Source organism: Pseudomonas sp. R76 (assembly GCF_009834565.1).
Lineage (GTDB): Bacteria > Pseudomonadota > Gammaproteobacteria > Pseudomonadales > Pseudomonadaceae > Aquipseudomonas.
Genome location: NZ_CP019428.1, coordinates 157937 through 175443, shown reverse-complemented (window position 1 = coordinate 175443; position 17507 = coordinate 157937). Strand labels below are relative to the sequence as shown.

Sequence of the window (17507 nt, the reverse complement as noted above, 5' to 3'; positions counted from 1 at the left end):
CCTTACCGGCCTCAACGGACCTTGATCATGACTGCGCGTTTTCTCAGTAACTCACCAGACTCTTCCTACCCTCTTTTAGCCAAAGCCATACGTGCCGCATTGTTGTCGACGGCGATGGGCATGGGTGCTGTTTCGACTGTGGCCATGGCGGCGCAGACGGCCAGCGCGCAGGTGAATCCGCGTTATGACATTCCAGCCGGCTCGCTGAGCGAGGTGCTCAATCAGTTCGCCCGGCAGGCGGGCATAACCCTTTCCAGCACGCCTGCGCAGACTCAGGGTCGACAATCGCCTGGGCTGCAGGGCGAGTATTCAGCCGAACAGGGGTTGAACCATGTGCTCGCCGGCTCCGGGTTGCAGGCTGATTCGCAGGACGGCGTCAGTTTTGTTCTACAGGCTCAGCCGCAAAGCAGCACGCTGACATTGCCCACTACCGATATCAAAGGCTTCGCGTTGGGGAATGCCTTGGGCAGCATGGAAGGCTACAACGCCACCCATAGCCAGATCGCAACCAAGACCAGCACCGCCCTGCTGGAAACTTCGCAAACCGTCTCTGTGGTGACCCGTGAACAGATGGACGACCAGGGCTCCCAAACTGTTGCGCAGGCCATGCGCTACACACCTGGCGTGCTGACCAACCCGTATGGCGCGACCCATCGTTATGACTACGTAGCCATGCGCGGTTTCAACGATGGCTCTGTGGATAACATCTACCTTGATGGGTTGAAGTCCATGGGCGACAGCGGCACTTACAGCACGATGCAGGTGGACCCGTACTTTCTTGAACGCGTGGACATCCTGAAAGGGCCATCCTCTGTGCTGTATGGGCGCAGCTCACCCGGCGGCCTGGTTGCACTGACCAGCAAGAAGCCGTTGTTCGAGCCTTATCATCAGGTTCAAGCGACAGTGGGCAGTCGCGGGCAACAGGGCATGGGTTTGGACTTCAGCGGCCCGGTGGACGACGACAAGCGCATCGCCTATCGCCTCACTGGCTTGGCGGACAAGTCTGACACGCAGTTCGACCACGCTAAGGAAAAGCGCTTCGCACTGGCACCAACGCTCAGCATCGACTTTACCGAGGACACCTCGCTGACGCTCCAGGCGTATCTACAGCATGATCCTGACGGTGGTTACCACGGTGGCATGCCGGCGGACGGCGCATTGCATCTGCGCAATGGTCAGCGGATCTCCAGCCACTTTTTCGAAGGCGAGCCCGGCGTCGATGGTTACAAACGTGATCAGCAGTCGTTTGGTTATCAGTTCGAGCATCGCTTCAACGATGTGTTTACTGCGCGGCAGAACTTCCGTTACCTCGACTCCAAGGTGAAGTTGGATCAGGTGTATGCCTATGGCTGGACCACGCCGACCAGCAATGAGCTAAATCGCTACTACTCGGGCGGCGATGAGAAGCTGCACGCGTTCATCATCGACAACATGCTCCAGGCGGAGTTTTTTACTGGGGCGACCAAGCACACTGTTCTGATGGGGGCCGATTATCAGCGGCGTAAAACGGTGGTGGATTGGTCCAGCGGGTCGCTGCAACCGATCAACGCGTTCAACCCTGTTTACGGCAATTCAGCGATCAGCTATTACGAGCCAACCAGCTACCTGCGTCGCCTTGAACAGGCGGGTGTGTATCTGCAAGACCTGATCGAAATGGATAAATGGCGGTTTTCCCTCGGGCTTCGACAGGATTGGGTCGAGACGTCCGATGAAAACCGTATTGCAGAGGCGGGTCGGCCGCTGGGCACGGAGATCTCTGACAAACGTACCAAGCTTACGAGTCGAGCGGGTGCGCTGTATCTGTTTGATAACGGCTTGGCACCTTACGTCAGCTATTCAGAGTCCTTCAACCCGAACTCCTATTCAGACAGCGTGGGCAATCCACTGGCACCTACCAATGGGACACAGTGGGAGGCAGGCTTGAAGTATCAGCCGCCGGGGACCGACAACTTGTTTACAGCATCCTGGTTTCGTATCGACCAGGAAAACCTGGCGACCAAGCTGCCCCAGGAGAACTTCTATCGGGCTGTAGGTGCTGTCCGCTCGCAAGGCCTGGAGCTGGAAGCGCATATGCAACTGACGGATAACTTGAAGCTCTTGGGCAGCTATACCTTTACCGACATCAAGTATTCCAAGTCGATGGTGAGCACGTTGAGCTCTGCCGACAATGTGATCGAGAACAAGGGTAATTCTCCCACTCAGGCGCCTCGTCATATGGCGTCGATGTGGGCGGACTACAAATTTGCTAGCGGAGCCTTGGATGGCTTGCGGCTTGGGGGCGGGGTTCGCTATGTAGGGTACAGCTGGGCAGATGCAGAGAACACAATGAGGGTGCCGGCCTACACCTTGTTTGATGCGTCAGTCGGGTATGACCTGGGCAAAGTAGGGTTGAAGGGCGTGGATGTGCGGTTGAATGCCAACAACCTGACCAATGAGACTTATGTAGCCTCCTGTGCCAGCCTGAATTTCTGCTACCTGGGAGAAGAGCGTAATGTCAGTGCAACGGTAAGCTATCAGTTCTGATCTGCTGATAGTGTCGAGAGGCCAGCGTCTGACTTCAGGCGCTGGCTTTTTTTGGCCAGTTTCAGGGTGAGTGTGATGCTACGGGCTTGGAAGGGACTCTGACTGTTTTCAGCATTAGGTATTCATAGTCACTCGCCCTAAAACGACAAAACCCCTGTCTGCGTAAGCAGACAGGGGTTTCGGAATTCAATCTTGACGATGACCTACTCTCACATGGGGAAACCCCACACTACCATCGGCGATGCATCGTTTCACTGCTGAGTTCGGGATGGGATCAGGTGGTTCCAATGCTCTATGGTCGTCAAGAAATTCTGTGTACCAGACCGTTGCGCTAGCAACGTCCCAGTGAAATTCATGGACTTCTACATAAACAAAACCCCTGTTTGCGTTAGCAAACAGGGGTTCTGGAATTTAATCTTGACGATGACCTACTCTCACATGGGGAAACCCCACACTACCATCGGCGATGCATCGTTTCACTACTGAGTTCGGGATGGGATCAGGTGGTTCCAATGCTCTATGGTCGTCAAGAAATTCGGGTACTGAGTCGTGACCAAGTGGTCTCGCTTCAGCAAATTGGGTATGTGATAGCTTTCGGTGTTTTGTGAACGTCGAACTTTCGGTTCATTTCGTCTTCACACACCGCAATCTGGCCTTTCGACTCAAATTGCTTGGGTGTTATATGGTCAAGCCTCACGGGCAATTAGTATTGGTTAGCTCAACGCCTCACAGCGCTTACACACCCAACCTATCAACGTCGTAGTCTTCGACGGCCCTTCAGGGAACTCAAGGTTCCAGTGAGATCTCATCTTGAGGCTAGTTTCCCGCTTAGATGCTTTCAGCGGTTATCTATTCCGAACATAGCTACCCGGCAATGCCACTGGCGTGACAACCGGAACACCAGAGGTTCGTCCACTCCGGTCCTCTCGTACTAGGAGCAGCCCCTCTCAAATCTCAAACGTCCACGGCAGATAGGGACCGAACTGTCTCACGACGTTCTAAACCCAGCTCGCGTACCACTTTAAATGGCGAACAGCCATACCCTTGGGACCGGCTTCAGCCCCAGGATGTGATGAGCCGACATCGAGGTGCCAAACACCGCCGTCGATATGAACTCTTGGGCGGTATCAGCCTGTTATCCCCGGAGTACCTTTTATCCGTTGAGCGATGGCCCTTCCATACAGAACCACCGGATCACTAAGACCTACTTTCGTACCTGCTCGACGTGTCTGTCTCGCAGTCAAGCGCGCTTTTGCCTTTATACTCTACGACCGATTTCCGACCGGTCTGAGCGCACCTTCGTACTCCTCCGTTACTCTTTAGGAGGAGACCGCCCCAGTCAAACTACCCACCATACACTGTCCTCGATCCGGATAACGGACCTGAGTTAGAACCTCAAAGTTGCCAGGGTGGTATTTCAAGGTTGGCTCCACGCAGACTGGCGTCCACGCTTCAAAGCCTCCCACCTATCCTACACAAGCAAATTCAAAGTCCAGTGCAAAGCTATAGTAAAGGTTCACGGGGTCTTTCCGTCTAGCCGCGGATACACTGCATCTTCACAGCGATTTCAATTTCACTGAGTCTCGGGTGGAGACAGCGCCGCCATCGTTACGCCATTCGTGCAGGTCGGAACTTACCCGACAAGGAATTTCGCTACCTTAGGACCGTTATAGTTACGGCCGCCGTTTACCGGGGCTTCGATCAAGAGCTTCGCGTTAGCTAACCCCATCAATTAACCTTCCGGCACCGGGCAGGCGTCACACCCTATACGTCCACTTTCGTGTTTGCAGAGTGCTGTGTTTTTAATAAACAGTCGCAGCGGCCTGGTATCTTCGACCGGCATGAGCTTACGGAGCAAGTCCTTCACCCTCACCGGCGCACCTTCTCCCGAAGTTACGGTGCCATTTTGCCTAGTTCCTTCACCCGAGTTCTCTCAAGCGCCTTGGTATTCTCTACCCAACCACCTGTGTCGGTTTGGGGTACGGTTCCTGGTTACCTGAAGCTTAGAAGCTTTTCTTGGAAGCATGGCATCAACCACTTCGTTAACTAAAAGTTAACTCGTCATCAGCTCTCGGCCTTAGAATCCCGGATTTACCTAAGATTCCAGCCTACCACCTTAAACTTGGACAACCAACGCCAAGCTGGCCTAGCCTTCTCCGTCCCTCCATCGCAATAACCAGAAGTACAGGAATATTAACCTGTTTTCCATCGACTACGCTTTTCAGCCTCGCCTTAGGGACCGACTAACCCTGCGTCGATTAACGTTGCGCAGGAAACCTTGGTCTTTCGGCGTGGGTGTTTTTCACACCCATTGTCGTTACTCATGTCAGCATTCGCACTTCTGATACCTCCAGCAAGCTTCTCAACTCACCTTCACAGGCTTACAGAACGCTCCTCTACCGCATCACTTACGTGATACCCGTAGCTTCGGTGTATGGTTTGAGCCCCGTTACATCTTCCGCGCAGGCCGACTCGACTAGTGAGCTATTACGCTTTCTTTAAAGGGTGGCTGCTTCTAAGCCAACCTCCTAGCTGTCTAAGCCTTCCCACATCGTTTCCCACTTAACCATAACTTTGGGACCTTAGCTGACGGTCTGGGTTGTTTCCCTTTTCACGACGGACGTTAGCACCCGCCGTGTGTCTCCCATGCTCGGCACTTGTAGGTATTCGGAGTTTGCATCGGTTTGGTAAGTCGGGATGACCCCCTAGCCGAAACAGTGCTCTACCCCCTACAGTGATACATGAGGCGCTACCTAAATAGCTTTCGAGGAGAACCAGCTATCTCCGAGCTTGATTAGCCTTTCACTCCGATCCACAGGTCATCCGCTAACTTTTCAACGGTAGTCGGTTCGGTCCTCCAGTTAGTGTTACCCAACCTTCAACCTGCCCATGGATAGATCGCCCGGTTTCGGGTCTATTCCCAGCGACTAGACGCCCTATTAAGACTCGCTTTCGCTACGCCTCCCCTATTCGGTTAAGCTCGCCACTGAAAATAAGTCGCTGACCCATTATACAAAAGGTACGCAGTCACAGAACAAAGTCTGCTCCCACTGCTTGTACGCATACGGTTTCAGGATCTATTTCACTCCCCTCTCCGGGGTTCTTTTCGCCTTTCCCTCACGGTACTAGTTCACTATCGGTCAGTCAGTAGTATTTAGCCTTGGAGGATGGTCCCCCCATATTCAGACAAAGTTTCTCGTGCTCCGTCCTACTCGATTTCATGACTAAGAGATTTTCGCGTACAGGGCTATCACCCACTATGGCCGCACTTTCCAGAGCGTTCCGCTAATCTCAAAGCCACTTAAGGGCTAGTCCCCGTTCGCTCGCCACTACTAAGGGAATCTCGGTTGATTTCTTTTCCTCAGGGTACTTAGATGTTTCAGTTCCCCTGGTTCGCCCCTTACACCTATGTATTCAGTGTAAGGTAACCATCTTATGATGGCTGGGTTCCCCCATTCAGACATCTCCGGATCAAAGTCTGTTTGCCGACTCCCCGAAGCTTTTCGCAGGCTACCACGTCTTTCATCGCCTCTGACTGCCAAGGCATCCACCGTATGCGCTTCTTCACTTGACCATATAACCCCAAGCAATCTGGTTATACTGTGAAGACAACATTCGCCGAAAATTCGAATTTCTCAGTTAAGAGAACTCACAAATTTTACCTTAGCCTGATCCGTTACCAGTGAAAGCAACGTTCAGTCTATCTTTCTATCACATACCCAAATTTTTAAAGAACGATCTAATCAAAGACTAGAAATCAACATTCACCATCAACCTGATGGAATGCTCATTTCTAAGCTTTCAAAACTTTCAGAAGCAGTAGTGGTGGAGCCAAACGGGATCGAACCGTTGACCTCCTGCGTGCAAGGCAGGCGCTCTCCCAGCTGAGCTATGGCCCCGTATTTCTACAGGCGTTTCCCACACAAAATTGGTGGGTCTGGGCAGATTCGAACTGCCGACCTCACCCTTATCAGGGGTGCGCTCTAACCAACTGAGCTACAGACCCAATTTCGGGCTGCTTCTTATCGTCTTCTTCAATGAATCAAGCAATTCGTGTGGGAACTTATGGAGCAGCTGATGTCGTCGATTAAGGAGGTGATCCAGCCGCAGGTTCCCCTACGGCTACCTTGTTACGACTTCACCCCAGTCATGAATCACACCGTGGTAACCGTCCTCCCGAAGGTTAGACTAGCTACTTCTGGTGCAACCCACTCCCATGGTGTGACGGGCGGTGTGTACAAGGCCCGGGAACGTATTCACCGCGACATTCTGATTCGCGATTACTAGCGATTCCGACTTCACGCAGTCGAGTTGCAGACTGCGATCCGGACTACGATCGGTTTTATGGGATTAGCTCCACCTCGCGGCTTGGCAACCCTCTGTACCGACCATTGTAGCACGTGTGTAGCCCAGGCCGTAAGGGCCATGATGACTTGACGTCATCCCCACCTTCCTCCGGTTTGTCACCGGCAGTCTCCTTAGAGTGCCCACCATTACGTGCTGGTAACTAAGGACAAGGGTTGCGCTCGTTACGGGACTTAACCCAACATCTCACGACACGAGCTGACGACAGCCATGCAGCACCTGTCTCAATGCTCCCGAAGGCACCAATCTATCTCTAGAAAGTTCATTGGATGTCAAGGCCTGGTAAGGTTCTTCGCGTTGCTTCGAATTAAACCACATGCTCCACCGCTTGTGCGGGCCCCCGTCAATTCATTTGAGTTTTAACCTTGCGGCCGTACTCCCCAGGCGGTCAACTTAATGCGTTAGCTGCGCCACTAAAAGCTCAAGGCTTCCAACGGCTAGTTGACATCGTTTACGGCGTGGACTACCAGGGTATCTAATCCTGTTTGCTCCCCACGCTTTCGCACCTCAGTGTCAGTATTAGTCCAGGTGGTCGCCTTCGCCACTGGTGTTCCTTCCTATATCTACGCATTTCACCGCTACACAGGAAATTCCACCACCCTCTACCATACTCTAGTCAGTCAGTTTTGAATGCAGTTCCCAGGTTGAGCCCGGGGATTTCACATCCAACTTAACAAACCACCTACGCGCGCTTTACGCCCAGTAATTCCGATTAACGCTTGCACCCTCTGTATTACCGCGGCTGCTGGCACAGAGTTAGCCGGTGCTTATTCTGTCGGTAACGTCAAAACAATTACGTATTAGGTAACTGCCCTTCCTCCCAACTTAAAGTGCTTTACAATCCGAAGACCTTCTTCACACACGCGGCATGGCTGGATCAGGCTTTCGCCCATTGTCCAATATTCCCCACTGCTGCCTCCCGTAGGAGTCTGGACCGTGTCTCAGTTCCAGTGTGACTGATCATCCTCTCAGACCAGTTACGGATCGTCGCCTTGGTGAGCCATTACCTCACCAACTAGCTAATCCGACCTAGGCTCATCTGATAGCGCAAGGCCCGAAGGTCCCCTGCTTTCTCCCGTAGGACGTATGCGGTATTAGCGTCCGTTTCCGAACGTTATCCCCCACTACCAGGCAGATTCCTAGGCATTACTCACCCGTCCGCCGCTCTCAAGAGAAGCAAGCTTCTCTCTACCGCTCGACTTGCATGTGTTAGGCCTGCCGCCAGCGTTCAATCTGAGCCATGATCAAACTCTTCAGTTCAAACATCTTTGGGTTTTTAAGAAACCCTAAACTTGGCTCAGCAATCGTTGGTTACATCTTTGATTTCTCGCGGAGTAACTTGTGATGCTGATAATCTTGTTGACTATCAGTCTGACTCCACAAGCACCCACACGAATTGCTTGATTCAGTTGTTAAAGAGCGGTTGGTTAAGATCTTTCGTCTCAACCGAGGCGCGCATTCTACAGCAGCCTCATTTGCTGTCAAGTGATTATTTTCAGAAGTTTTCGAAGATTTCTTCAACAACTTCAACCACTTGCGCTTCCGATCTCTCGTTAGCGGGAGGCGAATTCTACAGCGTTACACGCTGCTGTCAACACCTCTTTTTCTCCGCTTTCGACCGAGAAGATCGAAACGTTAATAGAGCCAAACAACACCGCTCTACCAACTCCTTCTGGGCTTCGATGAACTGAAGCAACTCACTGTCGAATTCTGCGTAACTCTTTGTTTACCAAGGAGTTTTCCGTTTCGACTGCGCCGGAAGTGGGGCGAATTATAGACTTCCAGATTCTGCCGTCAACCCTTAATTTTGCTTTTCTATCAATTAGTTAGGATTGATTAAAAAACAACCTATAACGCGCCTACACACTGACTATATAGAAGGGCAGGCTCAAATAACGCCCGCTTCCTTTAATGCCGCCAGGTTCGCCGCCCCCAACCCCAGCACACTCTGCAGCACCTGTACTGTGTGTTCACCTAATAGAGGAGGCGCACTACGGTATTCCACAGGCGTCTTGGACAGCCGTATGGGGCTGGCCACCTGAGGCACCATCCCCGCCAACGCATGAGGCAGCGCCATAGCCAACCCACGCGCCTTGACTTGCGGGTCGGCAAACACCTGCGCCAGGTCATTGATAGGCCCGCAAGGCACACCCACTTGCTCCAACTGCGACACCCACTCAGCCGTCGTCTTGAAAACCGTGGCTTGGCGAATCAGCGGAATCAATTGCGCACGGTTAGCCACCCGTACCTTATTAGTGGCAAAGCGCGGATCATCCGCCCACTGCGGCTGCCCAGCCACCTCGGCGAACTTACGAAACTGCCCGTCATTGCCCACAGTCAGGATGAAGTCGCCATCGGCAGTAGGGAAATCCTGGTAAGGCACAATATTCGGGTGAGCATTACCGAGGCGCTTTGGCGCCACACCCGTCGTCAGGTAATTCATCGCCTGATTAGCCAGGCACGCTACCTGCACATCCAGCAGCGCCATATCAATATGCTGCCCGCCACCGTCATGGTCCCGGTGAGCCAGCGCAGCCAGGATCGCCACGGTCGAGTACAGACCCGTAAGGATGTCCGTCAGCGCCACACCAACCTTGACCGGCCCGGCCCCGTCATCACCTTCTGGCCGACCGGTCAGGCTCATAAGACCGCCCAAGCCCTGGATCATGAAGTCATAGCCCGCGCGCGTCGCATAAGGCCCCGTCTGGCCAAAGCCCGTAATCGAGCAATAGATCAACTCCGGATTGATCTCCTTCAGCGACTCATAGTCCAGCCCATACGCCGCAAGACCGCCCACCTTGAAGTTCTCGATCAGGATGTCGGACTTGGCCGCCAAGTCACGCACCAGCTTCTGACCCTCTGGTCGCGTGAAGTCGATGGTCACCGACTCCTTATTACGGTTGGCCGACAGGTAATACGCCGCTTCACTGGTGTTCTCGCCATACGCGTCCTTAAGGAACGGCGGCCCCCACGCACGCGTGTCATCGCCGTTACCTGGCCGCTCGACCTTGATCACCTCAGCCCCAAGGTCCGCCAGGATCTGCCCGGACCAAGGGCCCGCCAGCACTCTGGATAAGTCCAGTACCCGCAGATGTGAAAGCGCACCCATGCCGTGCTCCTATTAATAGAACGCCTGAAGACCGGTTTGCGCGCGCCCGAGAATCAAGGCGTGCACGTCATGAGTCCCTTCATAGGTGTTAACCACCTCCAGGTTGACCAAGTGGCGCGCCACCCCGAACTCATCGGAAATACCGTTGCCACCCAGCATGTCCCGCGCCATACGTGCGATATCCAGGGACTTGCCGCACGAATTGCGCTTCATGATCGAAGTAATCTCAACCGCCGCCGTGCCCTCATCTTTCATACGCCCCAAGCGCAGGCAGCCTTGCAAGGCCATCGTGATCTCGGTCTGCATATCGGCAAGTTTCTTCTGGATCAGCTGCGTGGCTGCCAATGGACGCCCGAACTGATGACGATCCAGCGTGTACTGGCGAGCGGTGTGCCAGCAGAACTCCGCAGCACCCAGCGCCCCCCAGGAGATGCCATACCGCGCTGAGTTAAGGCAGGTGAAGGGCCCTTTCAAGCCACGCACATCCGGGAAGATGTTTTCTTCCGGGACGAACACGTTATCCATAACGATTTCACCGGTGATGGACGCCCGCAGGCCGACCTTGCCGTGGATCGCCGGCGCACTCAGACCTTTCCAGCCTTTCTCCAGGACAAAACCACGGATGTCGCCCGCATCGTCCTTGCCCCAAACAACAAACACATCCGCGATCGGGCTATTAGTGATCCACATCTTGGCCCCAGTCAGGCTGTAGCCACCCTCCACCTTACGTGCTCGCGTAATCATCGCGCCCGGGTCCGAGCCGTGGTTAGGCTCAGTCAGACCAAAGCAGCCGATCCATTCACCAGAGGCCAACTTTGGCAGGTACTTCTGCTTTTGCGCCTCGGTGCCAAATTCATTGATAGGCACCATGACCAGAGATGACTGCACACTCATCATCGAGCGATAGCCGGAGTCGACACGCTCGACCTCACGGGCGATCAACCCATAGCTGACGTAGTTCAAACCACTGCCACCGTACTCCTCGGGGATCATCGCGCCCAACAGGCCGGTTTCGCCCATCTCGCGGAAAATCGCCGGGTCAGTCTTTTCATGGCGGAAGGCCTCAAGCACACGCGGCGCCAGCTTGTCCCGGGCGAATTGCTCAGCACTGTCGCGCACCATGCGCTCTTCTTCGGTGAGCTGTTGATCCAGCAGCAGTGGATCGATCCAGTTGAAGCTTGCCTTGCCAGCCATGAATAAGTCCTCGCGGAAAAAATCAGAAGTCGTGGATGCAGCCTAGGTCGGGCAGGAGCAGAGGGCAAACGAGGTTTCCGCATAGGGTTGTGCTAATTTCTCACTTCGAAATGACTGATAAGGGCGCAGATGCGCTTTATAAGTGAGTACAACGTACATGCGCAGAAAAATTCCCAGCACGACCGCCCTGGTCAGTTTTGAAGCCGCAGCCCGCCACGAGAGCTTTACCAAGGCCGCACATGAGCTTTCCATCACCCAAGGCGCCATCTGTCGACAGATCGCCAGCCTTGAGGAGTTTTTAAGTGTCGAGCTGTTTCGGCGCTCCCGACGCGGGGTAAAACTGACCGAAGCAGGGCTGTCCTATAGCCGTCGCGTCGCCATGCAATTGGACGCAGTGGAGCGCGACACCCTGTCAGTTATGGGGCAGCAGGGTGCTAACGTCATCGAGCTCGCCGTGGTGCCAACCTTCGGCACCCAATGGCTGATCCCACGCCTCAAAGATTTCCAACGCCAACATCCGGAAGTGACCGTCAACCTCACCAACCGCACGCGCCCCTTTCTGTTCGCCGATACCGAATTCGATGCCGCGATCTACTTTGGCGATGCTGACTGGTCCGGCACCGAATCCCATCGGCTGATGGGAGAAGACCCGGTCCCGGTGTGCAGCCCACGGTTACTGGGCAACCGCACCCACTTCAGCCCCCAGGAAATCGCGGAACTACCGCTGCTGCAGCAAACCACCCGGCCTTACGCGTGGCGCCAATGGTTCAACGCGCAACAACTGAACATACCCCGCGACATGACAGGCCCTCGTTACGAGCTATTCTCGATGTTGTCCCAGGCCGCCATGCATGACATGGGTGTTGCGCTCATTCCGCCATTCCTCATCCAGCGTGAGCTGGGAGAGCGCCAATTGGTAATCGCGAGCCCCGAAGCACTCAGTAGCTCCAAGGCTTATTACCTGATGATTCCCGAACGAAAAGTCGAATCTGCGTCGCTGCACGCATTCCGGGATTGGTTGATTGACCAGTCACAGCGCTACAACCCAAGTGTTTAAAGGCCAAACCCCACTTGCTGACTTTGTAGTCAATTAAATACGAATCCTACAGATGTACGTATATGTCGCATTTAAGCAGACTGTACCCATCCACATAAAATAATGCTTAAAGCCATGATTCATAGGGCTTGTAGCGACAATGACCGGCCAATAGGCGACTATTCACACCGACGATTGGAAATAATACGAAAACCGCCTGCACCCCTTTAAACACATGTATTTAAAGAGGTTATTTGAGTGTATTGCGACAATCAGTCACAGGGTGACTTGTAGTTAATTTTTCGTCACCCGTCATAATCCCTTGAAGGCCGTAAAGTTCGCCTGCAAAATGCCGCGCCCCGCTGTCATTTCAGCGGGATCGTGCTGATCGGCCGCCCCAGCTGCGCCACTCACGGTGCACTGGCCTTTTTACAAAAAGATCAAAAGCAAAAAGATCATGCAGGAGATTTGACGTGCACATTGGTGTTCCTCTCGAAACCCAGACCGGTGAAACGCGGGTGGCTGCCACCCCGGAAACCATCAAGAAGCTGATCGGCCAGGGCCATAAGGTCACTGTTCAAAGTGGCGCCGGTATTAACGCCAGCGTCGTCGACAGTGCCTATGAAACGGCAGGCGCAACCATTGGCAGCGCCATCGATGCGTTTGGTGCCGAGCTGATTCTCAAGGTGGTTGCCCCCAGCGACAGCGAACTGGCGCTGATCAACAGCGGCACTGTGTTGGTGGGCATGCTCAATCCGTTCAGCAACGAAATCATTGCCAAGCTGGCCGAGCGTGGCATCACTGCCTTCGCGCTCGAAGCGGCGCCGCGCACTTCACGGGCCCAAAGTCTCGACGTACTGTCGTCGCAGGCCAACATCGCGGGTTACAAAGCCGTGTTGCTGGCGGCTCATCACTACCCGCGCTTCATGCCGATGCTGATGACCGCTGCCGGCACTGTAAAAGCCGCCCGCGTGCTGATTCTCGGCGCAGGCGTTGCCGGCTTGCAGGCCATCGCCACGGCGAAACGCCTGGGTGCAGTGATCGAAGCGTCTGACGTGCGCCCTGCCGTTAAAGAGCAGATTGAATCCCTCGGTGCCAAGTTCGTCGATGTGCCTTACGAAACCGATGAAGAGCGCGAATGCGCCGTCGGTGTCGGCGGTTACGCTCGCCCTATGCCTTCAAGCTGGATGCAGCGCCAGGCCCTGGCCGTACACGAACGTGCCAAGCAAGCCGACATCGTCATCACCACCGCGCTGATCCCGGGCCGCAAGGCGCCGACTCTGCTCAGTGCCGAGACCGTCGCACAAATGAAACCAGGCTCGGTGGTCATTGACCTCGCCGCCGCTCAAGGTGGCAACTGCCCGCTGACTGTCGCCGACCAAGTCGTGGTGGAAAACGGCGTGACCATCTGTGGCCCGACCAACCTGGCCGGCGCCGTAGCCGCCGATGCTTCGGCTTTATATGCGCGCAACCTGCTGGACTTCCTGAAGCTGGTCTTCACCAAGGAAGGGCAGTTTGAAATCAACCTCGAAGACGACATCGTCGCCGCGTGCCTGATGTGCCGCGACGGCCAAGTCATCCGCAAAAACGCCTAAGCAGGGATTCAGACGATGGAAGAGCTTATCTCCCCCGGTATCTACAACCTGATCATCTTTGTGCTGGCGATTTATGTCGGTTACCACGTGGTCTGGAACGTAACCCCCGCGCTGCACACGCCGTTGATGGCGGTGACCAACGCGATCTCCGCAATTGTGATCGTCGGCGCCATGCTCGCCGCAGCGCTCACCGTTACACCGCTGGGTAAAACCATGGGCACACTGGCCGTGGCGCTCGCTGCAGTCAACGTGTTCGGTGGCTTCCTGGTCACACGCAGGATGCTCGAGATGTTCAAGAAGAAAGCCCCGAAAGTAAAAGAAGAGGCGCCATCGTCATGAGCATGAATCTGGTCACGACGCTCTACCTGATCGCGTCGATTTGCTTTATCCAGGCCCTCAAAGGCCTGTCGCACCCAACCACATCGCGACGCGGCAACCTGTTCGGCATGCTCGGCATGGCGCTGGCGGTGCTGACCACCGTGGGCCTCATCTATAAGCTTGGCGCTGAACTTGCGACTGCCGGTATTGGCTACGTGATTGTTGGCCTGCTGATCGGCGGCACTGCTGGTTCGATCATGGCCAAGCGCGTGGAAATGACCAAAATGCCCGAGCTGGTGGCGTTCATGCACAGCATGATCGGCCTGGCTGCAGTATTTATTGCCATCGCCGCTGTGGTCGAGCCGCAATCCCTGGGCATCGTCAAACACCTGGGCGACTCGATCCCCGCCGGCAACCGTTTGGAGTTGTTCCTCGGCGCCGCCATTGGTGCTATTACCTTCTCCGGTTCGGTGATTGCCTTCGGCAAGCTGTCAGGCAAGTACAAGTTCCGCCTGTTCCAGGGCGCACCGGTACAGTTCGGCGGCCAGCACAAACTGAACCTGGTATTAGGCCTGCTGACTCTAGGTCTGGGCCTGACGTTCATGTTCACCGGCAACCTCAGTGCCTTCGCATTGATGCTGGCCTTGGCGTTCGTGCTCGGCGTGCTGATCATCATCCCGATCGGCGGCGCCGACATGCCGGTCGTCGTGTCGATGCTCAACAGCTATTCCGGCTGGGCAGCAGCAGGCATCGGCTTCTCGCTCAACAACTCGATGCTGATCATCGCCGGCTCCCTGGTGGGCTCCAGCGGTGCGATCCTCTCGTACATCATGTGCAAAGCGATGAACCGTTCCTTCTTTAATGTGCTGCTCGGCGGTTTCGGTAACACGGCGGACGCAGCCGGCCCGGCCGGCTCTAAAGAAGCACTCCCGGTGAAATCCGGCTCTGCCGACGATGCCACCTTCCTGCTGACCAACGCCGACACCGTGATCATCGTGCCGGGCTATGGCCTGGCAGTGGCGCGCGCGCAACATGCGCTTAAAGAGCTGACCGAAAAGCTGACCCACCGCGGCGTAACCGTGAAGTATGCGATCCATCCGGTAGCGGGGCGCATGCCAGGCCACATGAACGTGCTGCTGGCTGAGGCCGAAGTGCCTTACGACCAGGTGTTCGAGATGGAAGACATCAACTCAGAGTTCGGCCAGGCCGACGTGGTGCTGGTGTTGGGCGCGAACGACGTGGTCAACCCGGCCGCCAAGAACGACCCGAACTCGCCGATTGCAGGCATGCCGATCCTGGAGGCATTCAAAGCCAAGACCATCATCGTAAACAAGCGCTCGATGGCCAGCGGCTATGCGGGCCTGGACAACGAATTGTTCTACCTGGACAAGACCATGATGGTCTTCGGTGATGCCAAGAAGGTCATCGAAGATATGGTCAAAGCCGTCGAATAAAACTGCGCCAGCGCAATACCCTAAACCCTGGCCTCCCGTAGGCTGGGGTTTTTTTATGATCGTTCCCATGCTGATCGTTCCCATGCTCTGCGTGGCAAAGCATCCCGGGATGCTCTGCGTCCCGCTCTGCACACGCCTGAAACCCGACCAAAGGCTCTAAATCGCTGCCCGGCATTCGACCATGGTAGCGGGCCGAAATTTTTTGAAATCACTAAACTGCCCACCTTGCTTCCGTAGCCCGAGATAACAATCCATGTACCGTGATCGTATCCGCTTGCCTTCGTTGTTGAACAAGGTCATGAGCGCGGCAGATGCCGCAGCACTGATCGAGGACGGCATGACCGTCGGCATGAGCGGCTTCACCCGCGCCGGTGAAGCCAAGGCCGTCCCACACGCCCTGGCCGAACGCGCCAAGACATCCCCGCTGAAAATCACCCTGATGACAGGAGCCAGCCTGGGCAATGACCTGGACAAGCAACTGACCGAAGCCGGCGTGCTGTCCCGACGCATGCCCTTCCAAGTGGACAGCACCCTGCGCAAGGCAATCAACGCCGGCGAAGTGATGTTTATCGACCAGCATCTGTCGGAAACCGTTGAGCAACTGCGCAACAACCAGCTCAAGCTGCCGGACATTGCGGTAATCGAAGCCGTCGCAATCACCGAGCAAGGCCATATCGTGCCGACCACCTCAGTGGGCAACTCGGCCAGCTTTGCGATTTTTGCCAAGCAAGTGATCGTCGAGATCAACCTCGCGCACAACCCTAACCTGGAAGGGCTGCACGACATCTATATCCCGACCTACCGGCCGACTCGCACACCGATCCCGCTGGTAAAAGTCGACGACCGCATTGGCAGCACCGCCATTCCGATCCCGCCGGAAAAGATTGTCGCCATCGTGATCACCAACCAGGCCGATTCCGCCTCGACCGTGACGCCACCGGACGCCGACACCCAAGGCATCGCCAACCACCTGATCAACTTCCTCAAGCAGGAAGTGGACGCCGGGCGCATGACCAACAAACTCGGCCCGCTGCAGGCCGGTATCGGCAACATCGCCAACGCGGTGATGTGTGGCCTGATCGAATCGCCGTTCGAAGACCTGACCATGTATTCGGAAGTGTTGCAGGATTCGACGTTCGACCTGATCGACGCGGGCAAGCTGAGCTTCGCCTCGGGCAGCTCGATTACCTTGTCTGAACGGCGCAATGCCGACGTGTTCGGCAATTTGGAACACTACAAGGACAAACTGGTACTGCGCCCGCAGGAAATCTCCAACCACCCTGAAGTGGTGCGGCGCCTGGGCATTATCGGCATCAATACCGCGCTGGAATTCGACATCTACGGCAACGTCAACTCCACCCACGTCTGCGGCACGCGGATGATGAACGGCATTGGCGGCTCAGGGGATTTCGCGCGCAATGCGCACCTGGCAATCTTTGTTACCAAGTCGATTGCCAAAGGCGGCGCGATCTCCAGCGTAGTGCCGATGGTCAGTCATGTGGACCACACAGAGCACGACGTCGACATCCTGGTCACCGAAGTGGGCCTTGCCGACCTGCGCGGCCTGGCGCCACGGGAACGAGCCCGGGTGATCATCGACAACTGCGTACACCCGGCGTACCGCGACGCCCTGAACAGTTACTTCAACGCTGCCTGCGCCATCGGCGGGCACACCCCGCATATCCTGCGCGAAGCACTGAGTTGGCACATTAACCTGGAAGAAACCGGGCATATGCTCAAGGCTTGATTGATACAGATTCGGGCTGATGCAAACACAGTTGCATCAGCCCGGCAGTGCCAATGGCATTTCTGTAAAAAACTGTACTGCTGTACCGGTGATTTCCTACTGAAATATCCCACATCCACCTGCGAATTTGCCTATTTCGCCCTGTTTCAGTGCAGACAGGTACAGT

The 17507-nt window shown here is 55.3% G+C and carries 8 protein-coding genes, 2 tRNA genes and 4 rRNA genes; 6 read left to right on the top strand and 8 right to left on the bottom strand.

Going from position 1 to position 17507, the window contains the following annotated elements:
- Positions 1-27: 27 nt before the first annotated feature.
- Entirely contained in the window at positions 28-2523 is a 2496-nt protein-coding gene (locus PspR76_RS00830; protein ID WP_159953547.1) for a TonB-dependent siderophore receptor, read from the top strand.
- Between the two features lie 190 nt (positions 2524-2713).
- Here the strand turns inward: PspR76_RS00830 and rrf (PspR76_RS00825) are convergent.
- The 8 genes from rrf (PspR76_RS00825) to PspR76_RS00785 form a co-directional block, all read right to left on the bottom strand.
- A 5S ribosomal RNA gene (gene rrf / locus PspR76_RS00825) occupies positions 2714-2829 on the bottom strand.
- Between the two features lie 109 nt (positions 2830-2938).
- A 5S ribosomal RNA gene (gene rrf / locus PspR76_RS00820) occupies positions 2939-3054 on the bottom strand.
- Positions 3055-3205: 151 nt separating this feature from the next.
- Positions 3206-6097, bottom strand: a 23S ribosomal RNA gene (locus PspR76_RS00815).
- Positions 6098-6346: 249 nt separating this feature from the next.
- A tRNA-Ala gene (locus PspR76_RS00810) sits at positions 6347-6422 on the bottom strand.
- A gap of 30 nt (positions 6423-6452) precedes the next feature.
- Positions 6453-6529, bottom strand: a tRNA-Ile gene (locus PspR76_RS00805).
- Between the two features lie 82 nt (positions 6530-6611).
- A 16S ribosomal RNA gene (locus PspR76_RS00800) occupies positions 6612-8148 on the bottom strand.
- The 16S, 23S and 5S rRNA genes sit together here with 2 tRNA genes alongside, the layout of an rRNA operon.
- Positions 8149-8776: 628 nt before the next feature.
- Positions 8777-9997, bottom strand: a complete 1221-nt coding sequence (locus PspR76_RS00790; RefSeq protein WP_159953546.1) for a CaiB/BaiF CoA transferase family protein — start codon at positions 9995-9997, stop codon at positions 8777-8779.
- A 12-nt stretch (positions 9998-10009) separates the two neighbouring features.
- Positions 10010-11191 (bottom strand): acyl-CoA dehydrogenase, encoded by a 1182-nt coding sequence (locus tag PspR76_RS00785; protein ID WP_159953545.1) that lies wholly within the window; start codon positions 11189-11191, stop codon positions 10010-10012.
- 157 nt (positions 11192-11348) lie between these two features.
- Here PspR76_RS00785 and PspR76_RS00780 point away from each other — a divergent pair, with 157 nt between their 5' ends.
- From PspR76_RS00780 to PspR76_RS00760, 5 genes are all read left to right on the top strand, one after another.
- Entirely contained in the window at positions 11349-12248 is a 900-nt protein-coding gene (locus PspR76_RS00780; protein WP_159953544.1) for a LysR family transcriptional regulator, read from the top strand.
- Between the two features lie 452 nt (positions 12249-12700).
- Entirely contained in the window at positions 12701-13822 is a 1122-nt protein-coding gene (locus PspR76_RS00775) for a Re/Si-specific NAD(P)(+) transhydrogenase subunit alpha (protein ID WP_159953543.1), read from the top strand.
- Positions 13823-13837: 15 nt separating this feature from the next.
- Entirely contained in the window at positions 13838-14161 is a 324-nt protein-coding gene (locus tag PspR76_RS00770; protein ID WP_003170836.1) for an NAD(P) transhydrogenase subunit alpha, read from the top strand.
- The gene (locus PspR76_RS00765) at positions 14158-15594 is read left to right on the top strand and encodes an NAD(P)(+) transhydrogenase (Re/Si-specific) subunit beta (RefSeq protein ID WP_159953542.1); all 1437 of its coding nucleotides are present in this window, start codon (positions 14158-14160) and stop codon (positions 15592-15594) included. Before PspR76_RS00770 ends, PspR76_RS00765 begins: the two co-directional genes overlap by 4 nt.
- A 253-nt stretch (positions 15595-15847) precedes the next feature.
- Positions 15848-17341 carry an acetyl-CoA hydrolase/transferase family protein gene (locus PspR76_RS00760; protein WP_159953541.1) on the top strand — a complete coding sequence of 498 codons (1494 nt, stop codon included), beginning with the start codon at positions 15848-15850 and terminating at the stop codon, positions 17339-17341.
- Positions 17342-17507: the final 166 nt, after the last annotated feature.